We start from the raw sequence: 23,198 nt of genomic DNA on the forward strand, positions 1-23,198 counted from the left end.
TCCTTGACCCGGTCGATGGCGATCTGCTCGGCGACGTCGACGTGCTCGCAACCGCCGTAGTAGCGGCGGCCCGGGTAGCCCTCGGCGTACTTGTTGGTGGCGACCGAGCCCTGGGCCTCCATGACCGCGACGGGCGCGAAGTTCTCGGAGGCGATCATCTCCAGGGTGGTCTGCTGGCGCTCCAGCTCGGCGTCGAGCGCGGCGGCGACGGCCGGGTCCAGCTCGTGCAGGGGGGTGTTCAGAAGCGACTTGTCAGACATAAGGGGGTGTGACTCCTCAGCCGGCGGTGTGGGCGACGTACTCGTCGGCGGAGAGCAGGTCGGCCGGCTCCTCCGTGACGCGTACCTTGAACAGCCAGCCGCCCTCGAAGGGGGCGGAGTTCACCAGCGCCGGGTCGTTCACGACGTCCTCGTTGATCTCGGTGACCTCGCCGGTGACCGGGGAGTACAGGTCGGACACCGACTTGGTCGACTCCAGTTCACCGCAGGTGTCACCCGCGGTCACGGTCGAGCCGACCTCGGGGAGCTGGGCGTAGACGACGTCGCCGAGCGCGTTGGCCGCGAACTCGGTGATGCCGACCGTCGAGACGCCGTCCTCGGCGGTCGACAGCCACTCGTGCTCCTTGCTGTAGCGCAGCTGCTGGGGGTTGCTCATGGCCTGAATTCTCCTGTACGCGCGGGAGTGGTGATGAATGGGGGACTACTGGAAACGCGTGTGAGCAGCGCGAATGTGCGCAGGGTCACGCACGGGGGCCGCTGTCGGTCTCTACTTGTGGTCCGGTCTGCGGATCTGGGCCGGCCTTCGCGTCCGGGCCCGTCCTCGCGTCTGGGCCAGTCTCTCCGTACGGCGCTACTTCTGCCGCTTGTAGAACGGCAGCGCCACGACCTCGTACGGCTCGTGGCTGCCCCGGATGTCCACGCCGACCCCGGCCGTGCCCGGCGCCGAGTGCGCGGCGTCGACGTACGCCATCGCGATCGGCCTGCCGAGGGTGGGGGAGGGCGCACCCGAGGTGACCTCGCCGATGACCTCGCCGCCGGCGACGACCGGGTACCCGGCGCGCGGGACGCGACGCCCCTCGGCGATCAGGCCGACGAGGACGCGCGGCGGGTTCTCCGAGGCGCGGGAGGCGGCCGCGGCGAGCGCCTCGCGTCCGACGAAGTCGCCCTCCTTCTCGAACTTCACCACCCGGCCGAGCCCGGCGTCGAAGGGGGTCAAGGAGGTCGAGAGCTCGTTGCCGTACAGCGGCATGCCCGCCTCAAGGCGCAGCGTGTCCCGGCAGGACAGGCCGCACGGGACCAGCCCGACGCCCTCGCCCGCCTTGGTCAGCGCCTGCCACAGTTCGACGGCGTGCTCCGGCTTCACGAACAGCTCGAAGCCGTCCTCGCCGGTGTAGCCGGTGCGGGCGATGAGGGCGGGGACGCCGGCGACGGTGCCGGGCAGGCCGGCGTAGTACTTCAGGCCGTCGAGGTCGGCGTCGGTGAGCGACTTCAGGATGCCCGGGGACTCGGGGCCCTGGACCGCGATCAGCGCGTACGCGTCCCGGTCGTCGCGGACCTCGGCGTCGAAGCCGGTCGCACGCTCGGTCAGGGCGTCCAGCACGACCTGGGCGTTCGAGGCGTTGGCGACGACCATGTACTCGGTGTCGGCGAGCCGGTAGACGATCAGGTCGTCGAGGATGCCGCCGTCGGCCTGGCAGATCATGGTGTAGCGGGCGCGGCCGACGCCGACGGAGGCGATGTTGCCGACCAGGGCGTGGTTCAGGAAGGCGGCCGCCCCGGGGCCGGTGACGGTGATCTCGCCCATGTGGGAGAGGTCGAAGAGCCCGGCCTTCGTCCGCACGGCGTTGTGCTCGTCGCGCTCGGAGCCGTACCGCAGGGGCATGTCCCAGCCGGCGAAGTCGGTCATCGTCGCGCCGAGCGAGCGATGCAGGGCATCGAGCGCGGTACGACGGGGGTCAGTGCTGCTCATCGGACGTGTCTCCCAAGGCGATGGGGGTCCCCCCGCGCGAGCGAATTCGAGCGTGGGGGAGGGCGAGGTCGTTCCTCCCCATCTGTCATCGGAACCTGAGAGGTTCGCCCCGACCGCCACAGGGACGATCGACGGCTTGCACCTTGGGTGGGGCCGCGTGTCCCGGGTAGAGACAGAGCGGCCCGCTTTTCAGATGTGCCTCGCCCGCGCGGTAACGGGGCCTGAGAGATTCAAGGGAGGGACTTGCTCCTTCGGCGCCCCAGCGATGCACTGCTGGGGACTCTCCCGCGCGGATTCAAACGGCCGGTATGCAGTTGGCGCGCACATCATTGCACGCCCGCGCCCGTCAACGGCAGGCCGTGTCTGTAACCGGCTTGTGGCAGGAAGTGAACGAAAATGCGAGAGATCATCCATTACCTTCTCTTTACGCTCAGTGGGGACGGGGAATCCTGACCCCGGAGGAGGACGATGACGGTGAACCGCACTACGGCGTACGCCACGACCTCGGGCATGGCGCTGCCCAAGCAGCCCGTGGCCCCGGCGGCCGAAGCCCGCGGCAGGTGCCTGGCACCCGTGGTCCGTGATCTGCGCGAGCGCTCCGGACGCAGCCCGCGCGCGCTCCTCTTCGGCCCCAAGGACCTCGTCGTGATCACCGGCCTGCCCGGCAGCGGCAAGTCCACGCTGATGAAGAGGGCGGTGCAGGGCACCCGCATCGACTCCCAGGACACCCGGGACCGCTGGGACACCCGCATGCCCCGCTTCCTCCCCTACGCCATCTACCGTCCCCTGGTCCGCCTCGCCCACTACACCGCACTGCGCCGCGCCGTGCGCTCCGGCGAGGGCGTCGTCGTGCACGACTGCGGTACGCAGGCCTGGGTGCGCGGCTGGCTGGCCCGCGAGGCCCGCCGCCGCGGCGGCAGCCTGCACCTGCTGCTGCTCGACGTCGCCCCCGACACCGCCCTGGAGGGCCAGCGCGAGCGCGGCCGTGGTGTCTCGCGGTACGCCTTCCTGCGCCACCGCCGAGCAGCGGCCCGCCTGCTGACCTCGGTGGAGGACGGCAGCCTGCCCCAGGGCTGCGGCTCCGCGGTGCTGATCGACCGGGAGGCGGCGGACACCCTGCGCCACATCGGCTTCACGGGCTGAACGGCCACGGGGTCGCACGGCGCGGACACCGGATAGCCTTCTGAGCCACAGACGTGGTTCACAGCAGGTGGTCAGAGAGATGGACTTCGCAGCGGATCTCCCCGCGGACTTCCCGGCAGGGGCACACCTCCAGGGGCACGGCGGTTGGCCGGGCAACGAACTGGAGGAGGTGCTCTCGGCCTCCCTCGGCGTGCCCTCGGCCGGCGGCCGGATCATCGAGGTGCTGGGCCGCAGCTTCGTCTGGGTGCCCCTGCCCAACGGCGGCGGACCCGCCAGCGGTCCCCTGGACCTGCCGACCGTGGAGATAGCGGGCCAGGCGTACGTCCCGGTCTTCAGCTCCGAGGAACAGTTCCGCCAGGTCGTCGGGGCCCACATGTCGCACACCGTCGCCCCCGCCGTGGAATTCGCCCGGGGTCTGCCGCCGCAGGTGGGTATCGCTGTCAACCCCGACGGCACGGTCGGCATCCCCCTGCCTCCGGCCGCGGTGGCCGAGCTCTGCCGGGTGGGCCGCACCCCGCTGGACGGCCTCACCTCCGGCGGCCGCGTCAAGCTCTACGAACCCGACTGGCAGGACGACCCGGTCGACTTCCTCGCGGCGGCCTCGGCCGAGTTCGCCGAGACCGGCGTCGTCACCACGGCCCGCCGCTGTCTGGCGGCGATCGAGACGGCCCACCCGGCGATGTTCGTCGGCGTGGAACTCTCCTCCTGGGAGGGCGACTTGCGCGCGGCACCCATGAACGCCCTCGCCCGGGCCCTCGGCCGCACCCCGGTCCCCTGGCCGGTCAACCTGGTCCTCCTGGAAGTGGCCCAGGACCCGGTGATCGACTGGATGAGGCAGAAGGTACGCCCGTTTTATCAGCGGGATTTCTAGGCGCCGGTGACGGGCAGCGCCCCCTTGGGGGCGCGGGGAACTGCGCGACAAGCCACGCACGACCCGCAGTCCGTCAGACGACAATGGGCTCCGAGCTCTCCGCGGCTCCCCCAGCGGAGCGCCTAAGCTGGCAGTGAAACCCACGGTTCCCCGAAAGGGCGGTAAAAGGTGAGCGCGAGCGGCACCGCGGCGACCGGCCAGGTCGAGCACATGCTGCGCCAGGTGACGCCGGGGCGTTACGACGCCTACGAGGCGCTCCTCCGCGCCCTCGCCACCCCGAACACCGGGCAGGTCTGGATGCTGCTGTGGCACGGCCAGGCCGGCTCCCCGGACGCCCAGTACGGGAACATGGAGGTCGAGGGCCACGGCTACGCCCCCTGCGTCACCTCCGCCCAGGAGCTGTCGGCCAGCGGCTGGAACCGCTCCTACGAGGTCGTCGACGGCATCGACGTGGCCCGCACCCTCTACCCGGACCACTTCGGCCTCTGGCTGAACCCGCACGCCCCGGGCGGCGGCGTGGGCATCCCGTGGCTCGACCTGCGCCGCATCGCCACCGGCCTGGACCGCCAGCCCGCCGGCCCGCTCCGCCTGTCGGAGCCCGGCATCGAGATCCCGCAGTTCTACGCCCTGCTCGCGCAGAACGCCCACCGCACCCCCGCCGTCCGCTCGCTGCGCCGCGCCTGGGTGCAGCCGGCGCTCGGCGCGCCGTATCTCGCGATCGGGCTGGACGTGTACGACACCAGCCCGCCCGCCGTGGACTCGGTGCGCTCGATGATGCTCCAGTCGATCGGCGCGGTCCCGGACGGGCTGCCCGTCTCGACCGTGGCGATGTCGGACGAGGACGACCCGGTCGCGATGTGGATGCGAGCGACCGCCCGCCCGTTCTACGACCGCGAGGCGCACGCCACGGCTCCGGTGCAGGCTCCGGCGTCCGGGTACGGCTACCCACCGCCACAGGGCCGTTACTGATCATTCATGGGCTAACCTACCGAGCGGTCGGTGCCCCGGCTGTCGTAGGCGCAAAGGGTCCGCGGCTTCCGTTTCCCAGGTGAATCTCCGCGCGTAGATGCGATCGGAAGGTCCCGGTCCGCCCTCATACGCCCCAACTGGCGTGCGTCCGCCCGCCGTTACCCGCTGTTCGGATAACGGAACCCCGCAGACAGCATCACGGTTGCGCATACTTTCCTTGCCAGCTCTGGCAACAGATCGCCAAAGCGTTGAAGACTCCCGGCAAGACACGGACCGGTAGGTCCTGTGTGCGAGTTGGAGCAACCGCTACCGCGGCAGCCAGGGGGGCCGACAACCGTCGGCCGAGAGGGGTCAGACTCACCGTGACGGCACCGATCGAGACCACCGGATCGCAGGCCGACGCCCAGCCGGAGGCCGTGCTGAAGGGGGTCGAGGCCAAGAAGATCGAGGGCCGGTCGCTCGGACAGATCGCCTGGTCCCGCTTCAAACGGGACAGAGTGGCGGTAGTCGGCGGCATCGTTGTCGTGCTGCTCATCCTCGTGGCGGTACTGTCCCGTCCGCTCCAGGCGCTGCTGGGCCTCGACCCCAACGCCTTCCACCAGGACCTGATCGACCCCAACACCTCTCTGCCCAAGGGTGACTTCGGCGGGATGAGCTGGGATCACCCGCTGGGTGTCGAGCCGAAGTTCGGCCGGGACATCCTCGCGCGCATCCTGGAGGGCTCCTGGGTCTCGCTGGTCGTCGCCTTCGGCGCGACGCTGCTGTCCGTCGTCATCGGCACCGTGATGGGCCTGGTCGCCGGCTACTACGGCGGACGGGTCGACACCGTCGTCAGCCGGCTCATGGACACGTTCCTGGCGTTCCCGCTGCTCCTGTTCGCCATCGCCATCTCCGCGACGCTCCAGGGCGGTGCCTTCGGCCTCGAAGGGCTGCCCCTGCACATCTCCGTGCTGATCTTCGTCATCGGCTTCTTCAACTGGCCCTACATGGGGCGCATCGTGCGCGGCCAGACCCTGGCCCTGCGCGAGCGGGAGTTCGTCGACGCCTCCCGGGGGATGGGGGCCGGCGGCCCGTACATCCTCTTCAAGGAACTGCTGCCCAACCTCGTCGCGCCGATCATCGTCTACTCGACGCTGCTCATCCCGACGAACATCCTCTTCGAAGCCTCGCTGAGCTTCCTCGGTGTGGGCATCCAGCCGCCCCAGGCATCCTGGGGCGGAATGCTCAACCAGGCCGTCGACTTCTTCGAGGTCGACCCCCAGTACATGATCGTCCCCGGCCTGGCGATCTTCATCACGGTGCTGGCCTTCAACCTCCTCGGTGACGGCCTGAGGGACGCACTCGACCCCCGCAGCCGCTGACGTCCGCGGTCGCCGCACCCGACTGCGACCCGACGTCCCACCCAAGTGTCCACCTACGAAGGGGAATCCGACCATCATGCGAAGGTCAGCAATGGCCGCGATTGCGGTCGCCAGTAGCGCCGGCCTGCTTCTCGCGGGCTGCAGCAAGGCCGACGACGGCGCCGACACGCCCAAGGGCGCCGGCGCGAACGCCGCGACCAAGGGAGTGGTGAACGCCTCCACCCACAAGGGCGGAACGGTCACCTACGCGAGCTCCGACGCCCCCGAGTCCCTGGACCCGGGCAACATGTACTACGCGTACGGCTACAACTTCAGCCGCCTCTACGCGCGTCCCCTGATGACCTTCAAGCCCGGCCCCGGCGAGGCGGGCAACGAACTCGTCCCGGACCTCGCCGAGGGCGCGGGCACGCCCAGCGACGGCGGCAAGACCTGGACGTACAAGATCCGTCAGGGCGTCAAGTACGAGGACGGGACCGCGGTCACCTCGAAGGACGTCAAGTACGCCGTGGAGCGTTCGAACTTCGCGCGTGACGTGCTCTCGCTCGGCCCCAACTACTTCCAGAACCTGCTGGACAACCCGGACGACTACAAGGGCCCGTACAAGGACAAGAGCGAAAAGGGCATCTCGTCCATCGAGACCCCGGACGACCACACGATCGTCTTCCACCTGAACAAGGCGTTCTCGGAGTTCGACTACCTCGTCAGTGCCCCGCAGACGGCCCCCGTGCCGCGGGCCAAGGACACGGGTGTGGACTACACCAAGAAGGTCGTCTCCTCCGGCTCGTACAAGTTCGAGAAGTACGAGGAGGGCAAGCAGATCGTCCTGGTCCGCAACCCCGAGTGGGACGCCAAGACGGACCCGCTGCGCAAGCAGTACCCGGACAAGATCGTGGTGAACCTCAAGGTCAACAAGGCCACGATCGACAAGGACGTGATGTCCGGGGACACGATGATCGACATCCAGGGAACCGGTGTCGACGCGCAGACCCAGGCGCAGATCCTGAACGACAAGGCCCAGATGGCCAACACGGACAACGCGCTGGGCGGTCGCCTGATCTACGCGGCGATCAACACCAAGCTGGCGCCGTTCAACAACCTTGAGTGCCGCAAGGCCGTCGAGTACGCGATCGACAAGACCGCCGTGCAGACCGCGATGGGCGGCCCGCTCCGCGGTGACATCGCCACCACGGTCCTGCCCACCGACGTCACCGGCTACGAGAAGGCCGACCAGTACGCCACCAAGGACAACAAGGGCGACGTGGCCAAGGCCAAGGAGCACCTGAAGGCCTGCGGCAAGGAGGGCGGCTTCAAGACCTCCATCTCGGCCCGCACCGACCGGCAGGGCGAGGTCGACGCGGCCACCGCGATCGTCGGCGCGCTGAAGAAGGTCGGCATCGACGCGGACATCAAGCAGTACCCGTCCGGCAAGTACTTCTCCGACTACGCGGGCGTGCCCAAGTTCAACAAGAAGAACAACATCGGCCTGATGATGATGCAGTGGGGCGCCGACTGGCCCACCGGCTACGGCTTCCTGCAGCAGATCGCGCACGGCAAGGCCATCAGCCAGTCCGGCAACACCAACCTGTCCGAGCTGGACAACCCCGAGATCAACAAGCTGCTGGACGACGCGATCGGCAACACCGACGAGGCCGCCCGCACCAAGGCGTACACCGAGATCGACCAGAAGATGATGGAGCAGGCCGCCATCGTGCCGCTGACCTACTTCAAGGTCCTGCTGTACCGCACGCCGCACGCCACCAACCTGGTGTCGTCGTCCGCCTGGAGCGGTCAGTACGACTACCTCAACGTCGGCACCGCCGAGAAGTAGCCCCGGAAGGCAGGTGAAGGCATTGGCGCCCGCGGACTAAAGTCATCCGCGGGCGCCGGCGCCGGTCCTCGTGATCTCGTACATCATCCGCCGGACGATCGCGGCACTGGTCCTGCTGCTCGTCGTCACCGCGGTCACCTTCGGCATCTTCTTCATCCTGCCGAAGCTCGCCGGGCAGACCGCCGACCAGCTGGCACAGCAGTACATCGGCAAGAACCCCACCCCCGAGGACATCGCGGCGGTCAAGGCGAACCTCGGTCTCGACCAGCCGGTCTACGTCCAGTACTGGGACTTCATCAAGGGGATCGTCTCCGGCGCCACCTACGACCTCGGCCCCACCACCGTCCGCTGTGACGCCCCCTGCTTCGGCTACTCCTTCAAGGACCACATCGAGGTCTGGCCCCAGTTGACCGAACGACTGCCGGTCACCCTCTCGCTGGCCGTCGGCGCCGCCGTGCTGTGGCTGGTCGGCGGTATCGCGGCCGGTGTCATCTCCGCTCTCAAACCGGGCTCGTTCTTCGACCGGTCCGCCATGGGCGTGGCCCTGGCGGGCGTCTCCCTGCCCATGTTCTTCACCGGGCAGCTGGCCCTGCTGTTGTTCAGCTACAAGCTGGAGATCTTCGGCAGAACGTACGTCCCCTTCACCGAGAACCCGTCCCAGTGGGCCAACACCCTGTTCCTGCCGTGGTGTTCGCTGGCCCTGCTCTACTCGGCCATCTACGCCCGGCTGACCCGCTCGGGCATGCTGGAGACCATGAGCGAGGACTTCATCCGCACCGCTCGGGCCAAGGGTCTGCGTGAGCGCAAGGTCGTCGTCCGACACGGTCTGCGGGCCGCGTTGACCCCGCTGGTGACGGTCTTCGGCATGGACATCGGCCTGCTGCTCGGCGGTGCCGTCATCACCGAGACGGTGTTCTCCCTGCACGGCATCGGCGAGTACGCGGTACAGGCGATCACCGCCAACGACCTGCCCCCGATCCTCGGCGTGACCCTGCTCGCGGCGTTCTTCGTCGTCTTCATGAACCTGGTGGTGGACCTCTTGTACGCCACGATCGACCCGCGGGTGAGGCTCTCGTGACCGACCTGTCCAAGTCCGGGGCCGCCGTGGGCGAGCCCGTACGTGCCGGCGAGCCGCCCCGGGCGTTCCTCGAAGTGCGCGACCTCAAGGTGCACTTCCCGACCGACGACGGCCTGGTCAAGTCCGTGGACGGTCTCTCCTTCCAGCTGGAGAAGGGCAAGACCCTCGGCATCGTGGGCGAGTCCGGCTCCGGCAAGTCCGTGACCTCGCTGGCCGTCATGGGCCTGCACCGCCTGGGCAACCGCGGCAAGAACGTGCAGATGTCCGGCGAGATCTGGCTCGACGGCAAGGAACTCGTCTCGGCGAGCCCCGACGAGGTCCGCCGGATGCGCGGCCGGCAGATGGCGATGATCTTCCAGGACCCGCTGTCGGCCATGCACCCGTACTACACGGTCGGCAACCAGATCGTGGAGGCGTACCGGGTCCACAACAAGGTCGACAAGAAGACCGCCCGCCGCCGCGCCGTCGAACTCCTCGACCGCGTCGGCATCCCGGAGCCGAACAAGCGCGTGGACATGTACCCGCACGAGTTCTCCGGCGGTATGCGCCAGCGCGCGATGATCGCCATGGCGCTGGTGAACAACCCCGAACTGCTGATCGCGGACGAGCCGACCACCGCGCTCGACGTCACCGTGCAGGCGCAGATCCTCGACCTGATCCGGGATCTGCAGAAGGAGTTCGGCTCCGCGGTCGTCATCATCACGCACGACCTCGGCGTGGTCGCCGAGATCGCCGACGACATCCTCGTGATGTACGGCGGACGCTGCGTGGAGCGCGGCCCGGTCGACAAGATCTTCTACGAGCCGTCGCACCCCTACACCTGGGGCCTGCTCGGCTCCATGCCGCGCATCGACCGCGCGCAGACCGACCGGCTCATCCCGGTCAAGGGCCAGCCGCCGAGCCTCATCAACGTCCCCTCGGGCTGCGCCTTCAACCCGCGCTGCCCGTACGCGGACGTGCCCAAGGGCGGGATCACCCGCACCGAGCGCCCCGAGCTGCGCGAGGTCGGCAGCAGGCACTTCACCGCCTGCCACCTGTCGCAGGAGGACCGCACCCGGATCTGGACCGAAGAGATTGCGCCGAAGCTGTGAGCGAGACTGAGACCGGGGCCGCGGCGGCGGCCGTGAAAGCCGCGCCGGCCGGCGACGAGAAACCGCTGCTCAAGGTCGAGGGCCTGGTCAAGCACTTCCCCATCAAGAAGGGCCTCCTCCAGCGGAAGGTCGGGGCGGTCAAGGCCGTGGACGGCATCGACTTCGAGGTGCGCCGGGGCGAGACCCTCGGTGTCGTGGGCGAGTCCGGCTGCGGCAAGTCGACCATGGGCCGGCTGATCACCCGGCTGCTGGAGCCGAGCGGCGGCAGGATCGAGTTCGACGGCACGGACATCACGCACCTGGGCACGAGCGGCATGCGCCCGCTCCGCCGCGATGTGCAGATGATCTTCCAGGACCCGTACGGCTCGCTGAACCCTCGGCACACCATCGGCAGCATCGTCTCGGCGCCGTTCCGGCTCCAGGGCGTCGAGCCCGAGGGCGGCGTCAAGAAGGAGGTCCAGCGCCTCCTCGAACTGGTGGGCCTGAGCCCTGAGCACTACAACCGCTACCCGCACGAGTTCTCCGGCGGTCAGCGTCAGCGCATCGGCATCGCCCGCGCGCTGGCCCTCAAGCCCCGGATGGTCGTGGCCGACGAGCCGGTCTCCGCGCTCGACGTGTCGATCCAGGCGCAGGTCGTCAACCTGATGGACGACCTCCAGGACGAGCTCGGGCTGACGTACGTGATCATCGCGCACGACCTTTCCGTCGTACGGCATGTCTCGGACCGCATCGCGGTGATGTACCTCGGCAAGATCGTGGAGCTGGCCGACCGGGACTCGCTGTACGCGTCGCCGATGCACCCGTACACCAAGGCCCTGATGTCGGCGGTGCCGATCCCGGACCCCAGGCGGCGCACGCAGAAGAGCGAGCGGATTCTGCTCCGCGGCGACGTGCCCTCGCCGATCGCCCCGCCGAGCGGCTGTCGCTTCCACACGCGGTGCTGGAAGGCGACGGAGGTCTGCCGCACGACGGAGCCGCCACTGGCGGAGCTGCGTCCGGGCCAGCGGGTGGCCTGCCACCACCCGGAGGACTTCGCGGACCAGCAGCCGCAGGACACGGTGCTGCTGTCCGCGGCCAAGGAGGCCGCGGAGCTGGTGCCGGACGAGGTGTCGGGGGAGCCGGGGGAGCCGGCGGCTGCCGAGAAGGCCGCGAAAGCGCCCGAGGAGGCACCCGCGAAGTCGTCCACGGACGAAAGCGAGTAACCGGGCTCGGGCCCCCGCCTTCCTTTGCAAGGTGGGGGCCTTGGGCTACGCAAGAATGTACGAGTGCTCCAGCAATTGTTCAGCCCGTCCGTCCAGCACACGCTCGACCTGATCGGCATCTTCGTCTTCGCCATCTCCGGCGCCCTGCTGGCGGTCCGCAAGAACTTCGACGTCTTCGGCATCGCCGTGCTCGCCGAGGTCACCGCACTGGGCGGCGGGTTGTTCCGGGACGTGATCATCGGCGCCGTGCCCCCGGCCGCCTTCACGGACCTGGGGTACTTCCTGACGCCGCTGCTCGCCGCGCTGCTGGTGATCTTCCTCCACCCGCACGTGGAGCGCATCCAGACCGGCGTGAACGTCTTCGACGCGGCGGGCCTCGGCCTGTTCTGCGTCGCCGGGACGGCGAAGGCGTACGACTACGGCCTCAACCTCACCGCGTCCGCCACCCTCGGGCTCGCGACGGCCGTCGGCGGCGGTGTGCTGCGGGACGTCCTCGCCAACGAGGTGCCGTCACTGCTGCGCTGGGACCGCGACCTGTACGCGGTCCCGGCGATCGTCGGCGCCACGATGACCGTGCTGTGCATCCACTACGACGCGCTGACCCCGCTCACCAGCACCCTCGCGGCCGTCACGGCCTTCGTGCTGCGCCTGCTGGCGATGCGCTACCACTGGCGAGCTCCGCGTGCCTGGAACCGGCGGTCGACGGTGCGAGAGGAGTAGTGCCGCCGGAGCCCGGAGCCGTACGGGTCTCGCGCGACCCCATCACGTCGGTCAGCCAGCGGAACGCCGGAACCACCTGCGGCTTCCACAGCGCCATGGTGTGACCGCCCGCGCTGCTCGGGATGAACACCACGTTCACGGTCGTCGGCGCCTTCGCGACCCGCTGGATCGCCATGGCCGCCTCGTAACCGTCCTTCGGCTGACCCGAAAGGTAGAGCGCCACGCGCGGCGGGACCCGGGACTCCTTGAGGATCACGTACGGGTTGTTCGCGGCCCGCAGCGCGGGCGACTTGCCGGCCAGCGACTGGGGGACGGCGATCGGGTCGTTGTAGCCGGACATGCTCACCGCGGCCCGGTACCGGTCGGGATGGGCGACCGCCAGCTTCGCCGCGCAGTGCGCGCCCGCCGAGTACCCGGCCACCGCCCAGCCGTCCGGCGCCGCCTGGGTCCGGAAATTGTCCATGACCATCTTCGGCACGTCGATGCTGAGCCAGCTGTCGGCGTTCACCTTGCCCGGGATGTTGGCGCAGCCGGTGTCCTTGCCCGGCAGCAGCGTGGTGCGCGGCGAGACGATGATGAACGGCTCGATCTGGCCGCTGCGCATCAGCGGAGCCAGCTGCTCGGGCGCGTCCATGGCCCCGTACCAGGCCTTCGACGAGCCCGGGTAGCCCGGCAGCACCTCGACGACCGGGAACTTGTGATCGCGGTAGGCGGGGTCGCGGTACTGCGGCGGCAGCCAGACGTTGACCTCGGCATGCACCCCGGAGACCCGGCCCTTGAGCTGGGTGACGAGCACGCCGCCGTCCGAGCGCATGCCCGGCCCCTTGCCCGGCTTGAAGGTCTGCCGCACCTTCGGCAGCTTCTCCAGCGCTATCCCGCCGGTGCCGCTCGCCCCGAGGTCGGCGGCCTCGTGGACATGGTCGCTGGTGCCGAGCAGGTCGCCCCAGTTGTCGTACAGCTGGTTGGAGTTGTTGACCATCGTGAACACCAGGGCGACCGCGGTGCCCTGGGCGAACAGCAGCATCAGCACCCGGGCGACGGCCCGCACGGCCTTGGGTCCGCGCACCCGGGACCAGAGGACCAGCGGCAGCGCGACGGCGACGGCACACAGCGCGATCAGCGTGTAGAGGAACGGGGTCCCGGTGAGGCTCATGTCCTCATAGAGGGGGAGATCGGTCTCCGGGTTTCGGACGGGCGGGGACACTTACCGAAAAGTTGCTTACATCTCGCCCACGGCCAGAGCGAAAAAGCTACCGCTTAGTAGTTAGCTGTTGTACCGTTCACCCATGCCAGAAGCAGCCTCCGCCCCAACGGCCCCGCGGGCCACGATCGGCGACAGCGAGTTTGACCGCGACACCGCGCTCACCCTGCGCGAGCCCGGCGTCTACGGCATCGACCTCTCCGCCGGCTGGACCATCATCAGCGCCGTCAACGGCGGCTATCTGCTGGCCGTGCTCGGCCGCGCCCTCGCGGACGCCCTCCCGCACAGCGACCCGTTCACGATCTCCGCGCACTATCTGACGGCGTCACAGCCCGGCCCCGCGGTGGTCCGCACGGACGTGGTGCGCGCCGGGCGGACCCTGTCGACCGGCCAGGCCTCGCTCTTCCAGCACGACGAGCAGGGCCGCGAGGTCGAGCGGATCCGCGTCCTCGCTTCTTACGGCGACCTCGACTCCCTCCCCGACGACGTGCGTACGACGGCCAAGCCGCCGGCGTTCCCGCCCATGGAGCACTGCTTCGGCTCCGAGGACACTGCATCTGATGTCGGACTACCGTCGGGTGGCGCCCCCGTCGACGGCAGCTCGGCCATCGTCGACCGTCTGATGCTCAAGCTCGACCCGTCCACCCTGGGCTGGGCACTGGGCTCGCCCTCGGGCAAGGGCGAGATGCGGGCCTGGTTCGGACTCGCGGACGGCCGCGACGCCGATCCGCTCTCGCTGCTCCTGGCGGTCGACGCCCTGCCTCCGACCGCGTTCGAGATCGGCATCTCCGGCTGGGTCCCGACGGTCGAACTGACCGTCCACATACGCTGCCGCCCGGCGCCGGGCCCGCTGCGGGTGTCGATCACGACCCGCAACCTCGCGGGCGGCTTCCTCGAGGAGGACGCGGAGGTCTGGGACAGCGCGGACCGGCTGGTGGCCCAGTCGAGGCAGCTGGCACGGGCGCGGTTGAGCTGACGCGGGGACAGGCTGCGATCGTGGTGAGCTGCGATCGTGGTGAGCTGAGTTCGTCGTGAGCTGAGTTCGTGGTGAGGTGAAGTCCGACCGTCTCCTGTCGATCCTCCTGCTCCTCCAGACGCGCGGCCGGGTGACCGCCCCGGAACTCGCCGAGCGGCTGGAGGTGTCGGTCCGCACCATCTACCGGGACGTGGAAGCCCTCTCGGCATCCGGCGCCCCGGTCTACGCCGAGCGCGGGCGGCACGGCGGTATCGACTCCTCGCCGGATTCCGTACGGACGCCACCGGTCTGACCGCCGACGAGTCCCGCGCCCTGTTCATCCTGGCCGCGCAGGGCGCGCACGCCGCCCTCGGCCTGGACGCGGCGCTCGGCTCCGCGCTGCGCAAGGTGATGGCCGCCCTTCCCGCGCCGCACCGCCCGGCCGCCGGGTGACCTCGCGCCGCATCCTCGTCGACGCCACGCGCTGGAAGGGCGGCCCGCAACCCGCCCTGGACCTCGACGTGTTGCAGGACGCGGTTTTCGCCGACCGGCGCCTCAGGCTGCGCTACCGGCACAGCGGCGAGCGGGAGCCGCGGACGTACACCGTCGACCCGTACGGCCTGGTCTCCAAGGCCGGTGTCTGGTACCTGGTCGCCGACCGGCGAGGCGGCCCGCAGCTGTTCCGCGTGGACCGGGTGCGGTCGGCCCGGGTTCTGGACGACGTCGTGCGACGTCGGCCGGGTGCCGAACTCGCCGACGTCTGGGAGGTGTTGCCCCGCCAGGTGGAGGATCGGCCGGGCGGTATCGACGTGACGGCGCGCGTACGGTGCGACCGGCTCGACCTGTTTCTGCGGCTCATGGCGTCCTCGCTGGTCTCGCTCCCCGGGGGCGAGGGCGAGGGTGCGGGCGGGGGTGACTGGGCCACCGTCCGTCTCTCGCTGGGAGTTGTCGGCGAGGCGCGTCAACTCCTGCAGTTCTCGGACCGGGTGGAGGTCGTCTCACCGCCCGAGGTGCGGGACGAACTGGCGCGCGCGGCCGCCTCTGTCACGGCCTTGTACCAGCGAGTAGGGTGAGCGGTCGAGGAAATCCGCAGGTCAGCGGGGTGACTTGAGGGGTGTTCTGCCCGGCGCACAGGCCGTCGACAGCGGGTCCTCAAGGAAGCCCTAAGCGGCGTTGGTTGAGTGCCCGCCCCAGGACTTCCTCATCTTCCATGGAGCTGTTTCTCATGAAGCGTGCGCGTCTCCTCCCCGCCGTGGCCCTGCTGGCGCTCTCGCCCCTGGCCCTGGCGGCCTGCGGGTCCGGCGACTCGTCGTCGACCTCGAACAGCGGCGACTCCGGCCGGCAGTCGTCGTGCCGGCAGTCGTCGGGCGCTCCGAGCGGTGCGCCGAGCGGGGCACCTTCGGACATGCCGAGCGGTGCGCCCTCCGGGGCGCCGTCGGCGGGTGCGTCCGGTGCGCCCAGCGGTGCGCCGTCCGGTGGGCCGGGCGGGGGCGGCCAGGGAGCGCAGGGCGGTCAGGGCGCCCCCGGTGGTGGGCAGGGCGGCGGCTGTGGCGGACCGGGCGGTGGCCAGGGCGGCGGCGCGGCGCCGAGCGGTGCCCCGAGCGGAGCGCCGAGCGCGGCGGCCACGGCGACCAAGAGCTGACGCGGGCCACAGGGCGCGGTACGGCAGCCCTACGGCAGGGGCGGCACTCCCGGTGAACGGGGTGCCGCCCTCGTCGTGTTCTGGCGGGGGCTCAATCCAGCCAGTGTTCCCGGCCGATGCTGATCAACCGCATCTGGCGGGTGGCGACCTGGACCACGCGCCGGCGCTCTTCCTCCGGCGCCTCCAGGGCGTCCAGGAACAGCGAGGCCGTCATCAGCATCTGGTCGACGTAGAGGTGGGCGAGCATGAGGAGGTCGTCGTCGTTCCAGCCTTCGGAGACCGGGTCCTTGGCCAGCGCCGCCTTGACCTCCTCGGTGAAACGGGCCAGCTGGTCCTGGATGGCCTGCCGCACCGACTGCACCCCGCCGTGCCGCTCGCGGGCGATGAAGCGGACGTGGGCCGGGTGCGTCTCGACGTGGTGGGCGATCAATCCGACGGCCCGCTCTATGCGTTGGTCGCTGTCGCCGGCCGAGGAGACGGTCGTACGGATCATGGGGTGGAGGCTGCCCAGCGCCTCCTCGACCAGGGCGACGCCGAGGTCGGCGGTGGAGCGGAAGTGCCGGTAGAAGGCGGTCGGCGCGACGCCGACGGCGCGTGTGACCTCGCGCAGGCCCAGGCTGCTCAGGCTCTGCTCCTCCAGCAGCCCCAAGGCCGCGTCCAGGAGCGCCTGCCGGGTCTTCTGCTTCTGGGCCTGCCGGATGCCGAGGGTGTGACTCATACCATGCAGTTAACAACTGTTCTCTGGAATTGAAAAGCCGTGGAGCGCGCTAGACTCTGAAGTCAGTGAACAACTGTAACTACAACTGTTCACCAAGACGTAACGAGTGAGATCAACGAGAGAGATCTCAGAGGGGGATCCGATCCCATGCTGTTCCTCGTCGCCGCGCTCCTGCTGCTGGGCGTGCTGCTGGGCACCGTGGCCCACGCACCGCTCGCCTTCAGCGCCGTAGCCGCCGCCGTCATCGCCGTCTGGCTGGCCATCTTCGCCGCCCGCGAGCGCCGCGCCCGCCGCAACTGACCCACGCCGTCGCACCGCACCGACTTCTCAGGAGCTGACACCCGTGCAACTCACCGCCCCGGCCACCGGCCGCCCCACCACCCGCCCCCGCACCCGCGACGCCGACGGCATGGCCGTCGCGTCCTTCATCCTGGGCCTCCTGGGCATCCTCGTCTTCAACCTCTTCCTCGGCCCGACCGCCATCGTCCTGGCCGCGGCGTCCCTGTGGCGCGGCACCCAGCGCAAGGGCCGGGCCTACCTGGGCATGGGCCTGGGCGTCGCCGACCTGCTGGTTCTGCTGGCGTTCGTGGAGATGGACAACACGCTGTCCTGGAGCTTCTAGCCAGCGTCGCCACCGTCGCCGACGGGACCGCCCACCACCGTGGGCAGACGTTCCGCAGGCGGAACGGGTGGGCACGGCCTGCATCGCCGGGTGCCACGCGACCGACGTCAAGCTGAACACGGGCAGGGCGCCCGCCGCTCAAGCCCAGCGCAGCGGCCCCGTAGAATCGTCGCCACCATGGCTTACCTCGACCACGCCGCGACGACCCCCATGCTTCCGGAGGCGGCAGAGGCGCTGACCGCCCAGCTGAGCGTCACCGGCAACGCCTCCTCCCTCCACGCGTCCGGCCGCCGCGCCAGGCGCACCGTCGAGGAGGCCCGCGAGACCCTCGCGGAAGCGCTCGGCGCCCGCCCCAGCGAGGTCGTCTTCACCTCTGGCGGCACCGAGGCCGACAACCTCGCGGTCAAGGGGCTGTACTGGTCCCGCCGCGACGCCGACCCGGCACGCACCCGCGTCCTGGCCAGCCCCGTCGAGCACCACGCCGTCCTCGACGCCGTCCACTGGCTCGGCGAGCACGAGGGCGCCACGATCGAGTACCTCCCCGTCGACTCCCACGGACGGGTCCACCCCGACGCCCTGCGCGAAGCCATCGCCCGCAACCCCGACGACGTCGCCCTGGCCACCGTGATGTGGGCCAACAACGAGATCGGCACCGTCATGCCGGTCCGTGAACTGGCCGACGCGGCGAGTGAGTTCGACGTCCCCCTGCACGCCGACGCGGTCCAGGCCTTCGGTCAGGTCCCGGTCGACTTCGCCGCCTCCGGCCTCGCCGCGATGACGGTCTCCGGCCACAAGATCGGCGGGCCGTACGGCATCGGCGCCCTGCTCCTCGGCCGTGACCAGACCCCCGTCCCCGTCCTGCACGGCGGCGGCCAGGAACGGCATGTGCGCTCCGGCACCCTCGACGTCCCCGCCGTCACCTCCTTCGCCGTCGCCGGCCGACTCGCCGCCGAACAGCGCGAGTGGTTCGCCTCCGAGATCGGCGCCCTGCGCGACGCCCTGGTCGAAGCGGTCCGAACGGCCGTCCCGGACGCGATCCTCGGCGGCGACCCGGCACCCGGCGGCCGCCTCCCGGCCAACGCCCACTTCACCTTCCCCGGCTGCGAGGGCGACTCCCTGCTGCTGCTCCTGGACGCCCAGGGCATCGAGTGCTCCACCGGCTCCGCCTGCACCGCCGGCGTCGCCCAGCCCAGCCACGTCCTGCTGGCCACCGGCACCGACCCGGACCTCGCCCGCGGCACCCTACGCTTCTCCCTCGGTCACACCTCCACGGAGGCCGATGTCGAGGCGGTCGCCAAGGCCATCGGCCCGGCGGTGGAACGGGCGCGGGCGGCCGGCCTCACCTGAGGGCCGTCCAGGGGCGGCCGGGAGGCCGCCGCGGGATCACGCCTGTGCCGTACGCGCCGCCCGCACCAGCTTCATGTACCGGTCCCAGTCCCAGTGCTTCCCGGGGTCCGTGTGGTCCGTCCCCGGCACCTCCACATGCCCGATGATGTGCTCACGGTCGACGGGGATGTCGTAGCGGGCACATATTCGGGCCGTGAGCCGGGCCGAGGCCTCGTACATCTCGTCCGTGAGGTCCTGCGGCCGATCCACGAAGCCCTCGTGCTCGATGCCGACACTGCGCTCGTTGTAGTCGCGGTTGCCCGCGTGGTACGCCACGTCCAGCTCGCGGATCATCTGCGTGACGTGGCCGTCCTTGCGGACGATGTAGTGCGCGGCCGCGCCGTGCTCCGGGTCCTGGAACACCTTCACCGCGCTGTCGAAGCTGCCCTGGGTGACATGGATGATCACCATGTCCACGCCGTAGTCGTCGGGACGGTCCGCCCGCCGCCAGTTCGCGTCCGACGCCGCCACCCAGCGCGCCCCGGCGAAGTCGACCTCGCCGTCCTTGCGCGGCTTCTCCACGCCGGGCACCCGCCACCACAGGCGAGCGAGTTCGTCGCGGGCCAGCACGGCCGAGCCCGCCGCTGCCACCGTCCCGCCGATCAGCAACGCACGACGCCCGACCTTCCGGTCGCCGTCCTTCGGAGCCTTCCGCTGTCCCATGTGATCGTCAACGGATACTCGCGGGCCCTGGTTCCCGCGCCCCGTACCCTGGAAGGGTTATGACTGACACCGCGCAGCCCTCCCGCCCCCTCCGCGTCCTCGCCGCCATGTCCGGCGGGGTCGACTCCGCCGTCGCCGCCGCCCGCGCGGCCGAAGCGGGCCACGACGTCACCGGCGTCCACCTCGCGCTCTCCGCGAACCCCCAATCCTTCCGCACGGGCGCGCGGGGCTGCTGCACCATCGAGGACTCGCGCGACGCCCGCCGCGCCGCAGACGTCATCGGCATCCCGTTCTACGTGTGGGACCTCGCCGACCGCTTCCGCGAGGACGTCGTCGAGGACTTCGTCGCCGAGTACGAGGCCGGCCGCACCCCCAACCCGTGCCTGCGCTGCAACGAGAAGATCAAGTTCGCCGCCCTGCTCGACAAGGCGCTGGCCCTGGGCTTCGACGCCGTCTGCACCGGCCACTACGCGCAGGTCGTCCTGCGCGAGGACGGCACCCGCGAGCTGCACCGCGCCTCCGACATGGCCAAGGACCAGTCGTACGTCCTCGGAGTCCTGGACGACAAGCAGCTGGCGCACGCCCTGTTCCCGCTCGGCGACACGGTGACGACCAAGGACGAGATCCGCGCGGAGGCCGAGCGCCGCGGCCTCGCCGTCGCCAAGAAGCCCGACTCGCACGACATCTGCTTCATCGCCGACGGCGACACCCAGGGCTTCCTCGCGAACCGCCTCGGCAAGGCCGAGGGCGACATCGTCGACGAGTCCGGCGCAAAGCTGGGCACGCACGAGGGCGCGTACGGCTTCACCATCGGCCAGCGCAAGGGCCTGCGCATCGGCACCCCGGCCGCCGACGGCAAGCCGCGCTACGTCCTCGACATCTCCCCGGTGAACAACACGGTGACGGTCGGCCCGGCGTCCGCCCTGGACGTGACCGCCCTGACCGCGATCAAGCCCCGCTGGTGCGGCGCCGCCCCGACCGGCCCCGGCACCTACACCGCCCAGCTGCGCGCCCACGGCGGCGAGACCGAGGTGACCGCCGAGCTGATCGACGGCACCCTGGAGGTCACCTTCACCGAGCCCGTCCGCGGCGTCGCCCCCGGCCAGGCGGTCGTCCTGTACGACGGCACGCGCGTGGTGGGCTCGGCGACGATCGCGTCCACGGTGCGGGCGACGCCCACGACCGTCTGAGGCCGGCTGCCGGCCACGCGCGCGTACCCGGCACCGGTCACCCTCCGAAGAACTCCGCCAGCACCGGCCCCAGCACCTCGGGCTCCACCATGTGGGTCTGCCCCGCAAGGCTCCGGTACGTCCCCTCGGGCACGGCCTCCGCGACCGCCCGCGCCGCCTCCCGCATCCACGCAGGGCTCGCGCCGCCCGCCACCGACAGCACGGGAACGCCGATCGAGGCCAGCCGCTCCCGGGGCACCATGCCGTCGCCCAGCACGGCGTCGTCGTACGCGAGGCTCGGCGCGATGGTCTCCATGCCGGGCCACATGGGGGACTGGCGGGCGCCCTGGATCATCTGCTCGGCCATCCCGGTCAGCCGCAGGAACAGCTCGACCGCGTCCCCGCGCCTGCCCTGCGCGAGCGCCTCGGTCAGGTTCGCCGTGTACTCGGAGCGCTGCGCCGCGCCGCCCTCCACGAAGTCCGCGAACGGCACCTCGTACACCGCGACCTGACGCACCGGCAGCCCGCTCGCAGCCGCCTCCAGCACCAGCGCCCCGCCCGACGAGACACCGCACAGCGCCGCCTCCCCGCCCACCGCCTCGATCAGCGCCGCGAGATCCTCGACCTCGCGCTCCACCGCGTACGGCTGCGTGTCCCCGCTCTCACCACGCCCTCGGCGGTCGTACGTGACGACCCTGAACCGATCCGCCAGGGGCACGGCCAGCGGCGCCAGCGTGCCTCCGGTGGACATCGCCCCGCTGACGAGGATCACCGCCGGGCCGGCACCGCTGGTCTCGTACGCGATGGAGGTACCGTCGGCCGAATTGGTGTTCTTGTCCATGTCTGTGGAGATTGCCGTATGGGGCGGAACTAATCGTTCACGACACTTCGACTTCGTAGAAGCAGAGGTGGTCCTTGATCGCGGACACGTCCGGCTTCGGGTCCGGGTACGACCAGACGAGGTCCGCCGCGTCCGGCAGCGACCAGTAGGAGGCCGTTCCCTTGAACGGGCAGTACGTGTGCCTGTCGGAGGGCGTCAGCAGGTCCAGGCGTACGTCCTCGGCCGGGATGTAGTACCGCGGAGGACAGCCCGTCTCCCGCAGGACGAGCGGCCGCTCGCTCTCCGCGAGGACCTGGTCGCCGTGGACGACCCGTACGCGCCGCGTGCCCTGCTCGATCGTGATCGTGTGTCCGTCAGCCATATTCGGAAAAGCACTCGCGGACGCCGGGTTCTTCCCGCGTACGGTGGCTCCATGCGAATCTGCGTCTTCCTCTCCGCCGCCGACCTCGACGACCGCTACACACGCCCCGCGCGCGAGTTCGCGAAACTGCTGGGCAAGGGCGGGCACACGCTCGTGTGGGGCGGCTCCGACGTGGGTCTGATGAAGGTCGTGGCCGACGGCGTGCAGGAGGCGGGTGGCCGGCTGGCCGGGGTCTCCGTGGAGTTCCTGGCCGCCAAAGTGCGCCCCGGCGTCGACGAGATGGTGATCGCGAAGGACCTGGCCGAGCGCAAGAAGCTGCTCCTGGAGAAGGCCGACGCCGTGGTGATCATGGTCGGCGGCACCGGGACCCTGGACGAGGCGACGGAGATCCTGGAGCTGAAGAAGCACGGCCACACCGACAAGCCGGTGGTCCTGCTCAACACGGCGGGCTTCTACGACGGTCTGAAGGAACAGTTCCGCCGCATGGAGGACGAGGGCTTCCTGCCCCGCCCGCTGAGCGACCTGGTGTTCTTCGCGGAGGAGCCGGTGGGGGCGCTGGCCTACCTGGAGGAGAGCCGGGGAGTGGCGTGACCGTCGCCTGATGCGAGCATGGCGGGCATGGCTACACATGTGATCACCGGAGCGGGCTCCGGCATCGGCGCGGCCGTCGCCCGCCGTCTGCACGCGCGCGGGGACGATCTCGTCCTCCACGCGCGCGACGCGGGCCGTGCGAAGGAGCTGGCCGCTCAGTTCCCCGGCGCGAAGACGCTGGTCGGCGACCTTTCGGATCCGGACAAGCTGTCCTGGGCCTTCTCCCACCAGTCGCTCCCCGACCGGGTGGACTCCCTGCTCCACATCGCGGGAGTGGTGGACCTCGGGCCGGTCGGCGACCTGACCCCGAAGTCCTGGCGCCACCAGCTGAACGTCAACCTGATCTCCCCGGCCGAACTGACCCGCCACTTCCTCCCGCAGCTCCGGGCCGCGCGCGGTCACGTGCTCTTCGTGAACTCCGGCGCGGGGCTCAGCGCCCACGCCGACTGGTCCGCGTACGCCGCGTCCAAGCACGGCCTCAAGGCCCTCGCGGACTCCCTCCGTCACGAGGAGCACGGCAACGGCGTCCGGGTCACCACCGTCTACCCCGGCCGCACGGCGAGCCCCATGCAGGCCAAGGTCCATCAGCAGGAGGGCAAGGAGTACGACGCGTCGAAGTGGATCGACCCCGAGTCGGTGGCGACGACGATCCTCATGGCCCTGGACCTCCCGAGGGACGCGGAGGTGAACGACCTGACGGTACGCCCGGGCAGGTAACCGCCTTTCCTCGCCCCCGCCGCCCCTACCCGTCCCATCCTTCTGGGGCTCCGCCCCAGACCCCGCTCCTCAAACGCCGGAGGGGCTGAGTACTTCAGCCC

24 protein-coding genes, 2 pseudogenes and 2 riboswitches are annotated in these 23,198 nt (G+C 70.4%); of the genes and pseudogenes, 18 read left to right on the top strand and 8 right to left on the bottom strand.

The window, feature by feature from the left end:
- From ACZ4UU_RS44395 to gcvT, 3 genes and pseudogenes are all read right to left on the bottom strand, one after another.
- A pseudogene (locus tag ACZ4UU_RS44395) lies at positions 1 to 260 on the bottom strand (serine hydroxymethyltransferase); the annotation flags it as partial.
- A gap of 16 nt (positions 261 to 276) precedes the next feature.
- Entirely contained in the window at positions 277 to 654 is a 378-nt protein-coding gene (gcvH, locus tag ACZ4UU_RS44400) for a glycine cleavage system protein GcvH (RefSeq protein ID WP_062717581.1), read from the bottom strand.
- Between the two features lie 195 nt (positions 655 to 849).
- The gene (gcvT, locus tag ACZ4UU_RS44405; protein WP_471909148.1) at positions 850 to 1,968 is read right to left on the bottom strand and encodes a glycine cleavage system aminomethyltransferase GcvT; all 1,119 of its coding nucleotides are present in this window, start codon (positions 1,966 to 1,968) and stop codon (positions 850 to 852) included.
- Positions 1,969 to 2,040: 72 nt separating this feature from the next.
- Positions 2,041 to 2,167: riboswitch (glycine riboswitch) on the bottom strand.
- Positions 2,168 to 2,266, bottom strand: a riboswitch (glycine riboswitch).
- 170 nt (positions 2,267 to 2,436) lie between these two features.
- Between gcvT and ACZ4UU_RS44410 the strand changes: the two genes are divergently transcribed.
- The 9 genes from ACZ4UU_RS44410 to ACZ4UU_RS44450 all read left to right on the top strand — a co-directional run bounded on the left by ACZ4UU_RS44410 (position 2,437) and on the right by ACZ4UU_RS44450 (position 12,231).
- On the top strand, positions 2,437 to 3,111 hold the full coding sequence (locus ACZ4UU_RS44410; RefSeq protein ID WP_471909149.1) for an AAA family ATPase: 675 nt from the start codon (positions 2,437 to 2,439) through the stop codon (positions 3,109 to 3,111).
- Between the two features lie 79 nt (positions 3,112 to 3,190).
- Positions 3,191 to 3,982 carry an enhanced serine sensitivity protein SseB gene (locus tag ACZ4UU_RS44415; protein ID WP_471909150.1) on the top strand — a complete coding sequence of 264 codons (792 nt, stop codon included), beginning with the start codon at positions 3,191 to 3,193 and terminating at the stop codon, positions 3,980 to 3,982.
- Positions 3,983 to 4,150: 168 nt separating this feature from the next.
- Complete coding sequence (locus tag ACZ4UU_RS44420; protein ID WP_471909151.1) at positions 4,151 to 4,951, top strand: enhanced serine sensitivity protein SseB C-terminal domain-containing protein; 801 nt, start codon at positions 4,151 to 4,153, stop codon at positions 4,949 to 4,951.
- Between the two features lie 362 nt (positions 4,952 to 5,313).
- Positions 5,314 to 6,312, top strand: a complete 999-nt coding sequence (locus ACZ4UU_RS44425; protein ID WP_471909152.1) for an ABC transporter permease — start codon at positions 5,314 to 5,316, stop codon at positions 6,310 to 6,312.
- Positions 6,313 to 6,388: 76 nt separating this feature from the next.
- Entirely contained in the window at positions 6,389 to 8,140 is a 1,752-nt protein-coding gene (locus ACZ4UU_RS44430; protein WP_471909153.1) for an ABC transporter substrate-binding protein, read from the top strand.
- Between the two features lie 70 nt (positions 8,141 to 8,210).
- The gene (locus ACZ4UU_RS44435) at positions 8,211 to 9,218 is read left to right on the top strand and encodes an ABC transporter permease (RefSeq protein ID WP_471909154.1); all 1,008 of its coding nucleotides are present in this window, start codon (positions 8,211 to 8,213) and stop codon (positions 9,216 to 9,218) included.
- Entirely contained in the window at positions 9,215 to 10,309 is a 1,095-nt protein-coding gene (locus tag ACZ4UU_RS44440) for an ABC transporter ATP-binding protein (RefSeq protein WP_471909155.1), read from the top strand. The genes ACZ4UU_RS44435 and ACZ4UU_RS44440 overlap by 4 nt, the downstream gene beginning before the upstream one ends.
- Positions 10,306 to 11,511 carry an ABC transporter ATP-binding protein gene (locus ACZ4UU_RS44445; protein WP_471909156.1) on the top strand — a complete coding sequence of 402 codons (1,206 nt, stop codon included), beginning with the start codon at positions 10,306 to 10,308 and terminating at the stop codon, positions 11,509 to 11,511. The genes ACZ4UU_RS44440 and ACZ4UU_RS44445 overlap by 4 nt, the downstream gene beginning before the upstream one ends.
- A gap of 63 nt (positions 11,512 to 11,574) precedes the next feature.
- Positions 11,575 to 12,231 (top strand): trimeric intracellular cation channel family protein, encoded by a 657-nt coding sequence (locus tag ACZ4UU_RS44450; RefSeq protein ID WP_471909157.1) that lies wholly within the window; start codon positions 11,575 to 11,577, stop codon positions 12,229 to 12,231.
- Here ACZ4UU_RS44450 and ACZ4UU_RS44455 read toward each other — a convergent pair.
- Positions 12,140 to 13,384 (bottom strand): alpha/beta hydrolase, encoded by a 1,245-nt coding sequence (locus ACZ4UU_RS44455; protein WP_471909158.1) that lies wholly within the window; start codon positions 13,382 to 13,384, stop codon positions 12,140 to 12,142. The two genes, ACZ4UU_RS44450 and ACZ4UU_RS44455, sit on opposite strands and share 92 nt — an antisense overlap.
- 133 nt (positions 13,385 to 13,517) lie before the next feature.
- Between ACZ4UU_RS44455 and ACZ4UU_RS44460 the strand changes: the two genes are divergently transcribed.
- The 3 genes and pseudogenes from ACZ4UU_RS44460 (at position 13,518) to ACZ4UU_RS44470 (ending at position 16,029) form a co-directional block, all read left to right on the top strand.
- Positions 13,518 to 14,408, top strand: a complete 891-nt coding sequence (locus ACZ4UU_RS44460) for a thioesterase family protein (protein WP_471909159.1) — start codon at positions 13,518 to 13,520, stop codon at positions 14,406 to 14,408.
- Positions 14,409 to 14,484: 76 nt separating this feature from the next.
- A pseudogene (locus tag ACZ4UU_RS44465) lies at positions 14,485 to 15,460 on the top strand (helix-turn-helix transcriptional regulator).
- Between the two features lie 152 nt (positions 15,461 to 15,612).
- On the top strand, positions 15,613 to 16,029 hold the full coding sequence (locus tag ACZ4UU_RS44470; protein ID WP_471909160.1) for a hypothetical protein: 417 nt from the start codon (positions 15,613 to 15,615) through the stop codon (positions 16,027 to 16,029).
- 91 nt (positions 16,030 to 16,120) lie between these two features.
- Here ACZ4UU_RS44470 and ACZ4UU_RS44475 read toward each other — a convergent pair whose 3' ends face one another.
- The gene (locus ACZ4UU_RS44475; RefSeq protein WP_471909161.1) at positions 16,121 to 16,747 is read right to left on the bottom strand and encodes a TetR family transcriptional regulator; all 627 of its coding nucleotides are present in this window, start codon (positions 16,745 to 16,747) and stop codon (positions 16,121 to 16,123) included.
- A 147-nt stretch (positions 16,748 to 16,894) separates the two neighbouring features.
- On the opposite strand from ACZ4UU_RS44475, the gene ACZ4UU_RS44480 reads away from it, so the two are divergent.
- The 3 genes from ACZ4UU_RS44480 to ACZ4UU_RS44490 all read left to right on the top strand — a co-directional run bounded on the left by ACZ4UU_RS44480 (position 16,895) and on the right by ACZ4UU_RS44490 (position 18,716).
- Positions 16,895 to 17,047: a hypothetical protein gene (locus tag ACZ4UU_RS44480; RefSeq protein ID WP_471909162.1), complete on the top strand. Its 153-nt coding sequence runs from the start codon at positions 16,895 to 16,897 to the stop codon at positions 17,045 to 17,047.
- 43 nt (positions 17,048 to 17,090) lie between these two features.
- Entirely contained in the window at positions 17,091 to 17,369 is a 279-nt protein-coding gene (locus tag ACZ4UU_RS44485) for a DUF4190 domain-containing protein (protein ID WP_471909163.1), read from the top strand.
- Between the two features lie 177 nt (positions 17,370 to 17,546).
- Positions 17,547 to 18,716: a cysteine desulfurase family protein gene (locus ACZ4UU_RS44490; protein ID WP_471909164.1), complete on the top strand. Its 1,170-nt coding sequence runs from the start codon at positions 17,547 to 17,549 to the stop codon at positions 18,714 to 18,716.
- Positions 18,717 to 18,752: 36 nt separating this feature from the next.
- Here the strand turns inward: ACZ4UU_RS44490 and ACZ4UU_RS44495 are convergent, their stop codons facing one another.
- A complete protein-coding gene (locus ACZ4UU_RS44495; protein ID WP_471909165.1) occupies positions 18,753 to 19,418 on the bottom strand; it encodes an N-acetylmuramoyl-L-alanine amidase in 666 nt (221 codons plus the stop codon).
- A gap of 59 nt (positions 19,419 to 19,477) precedes the next feature.
- On the opposite strand from ACZ4UU_RS44495, the gene mnmA reads away from it, so the two are divergent.
- Complete coding sequence (mnmA, locus tag ACZ4UU_RS44500; protein ID WP_471909166.1) at positions 19,478 to 20,608, top strand: tRNA 2-thiouridine(34) synthase MnmA; 1,131 nt, start codon at positions 19,478 to 19,480, stop codon at positions 20,606 to 20,608.
- Between the two features lie 37 nt (positions 20,609 to 20,645).
- Here mnmA and ACZ4UU_RS44505 read toward each other — a convergent pair whose 3' ends face one another.
- Together ACZ4UU_RS44505 and ACZ4UU_RS44510 are read right to left on the bottom strand one after the other, a co-directional pair.
- A complete protein-coding gene (locus ACZ4UU_RS44505; protein ID WP_471909167.1) occupies positions 20,646 to 21,428 on the bottom strand; it encodes an alpha/beta fold hydrolase in 783 nt (260 codons plus the stop codon).
- Between the two features lie 37 nt (positions 21,429 to 21,465).
- Complete coding sequence (locus ACZ4UU_RS44510; RefSeq protein WP_471909168.1) at positions 21,466 to 21,789, bottom strand: DUF427 domain-containing protein; 324 nt, start codon at positions 21,787 to 21,789, stop codon at positions 21,466 to 21,468.
- 51 nt (positions 21,790 to 21,840) lie between these two features.
- On the opposite strand from ACZ4UU_RS44510, the gene ACZ4UU_RS44515 reads away from it, so the two are divergent.
- Positions 21,841 to 22,380, top strand: coding sequence for an LOG family protein (locus tag ACZ4UU_RS44515; RefSeq protein WP_217215014.1), 540 nt, complete (start codon positions 21,841 to 21,843; stop codon positions 22,378 to 22,380).
- Between the two features lie 27 nt (positions 22,381 to 22,407).
- The gene (locus tag ACZ4UU_RS44520) at positions 22,408 to 23,097 is read left to right on the top strand and encodes an SDR family oxidoreductase (RefSeq protein ID WP_471909169.1); all 690 of its coding nucleotides are present in this window, start codon (positions 22,408 to 22,410) and stop codon (positions 23,095 to 23,097) included.
- The last annotated feature ends 101 nt before the right edge of the window (positions 23,098 to 23,198 follow it).

Source organism: Streptomyces sp. NPDC028907 (genome assembly GCF_055564995.1).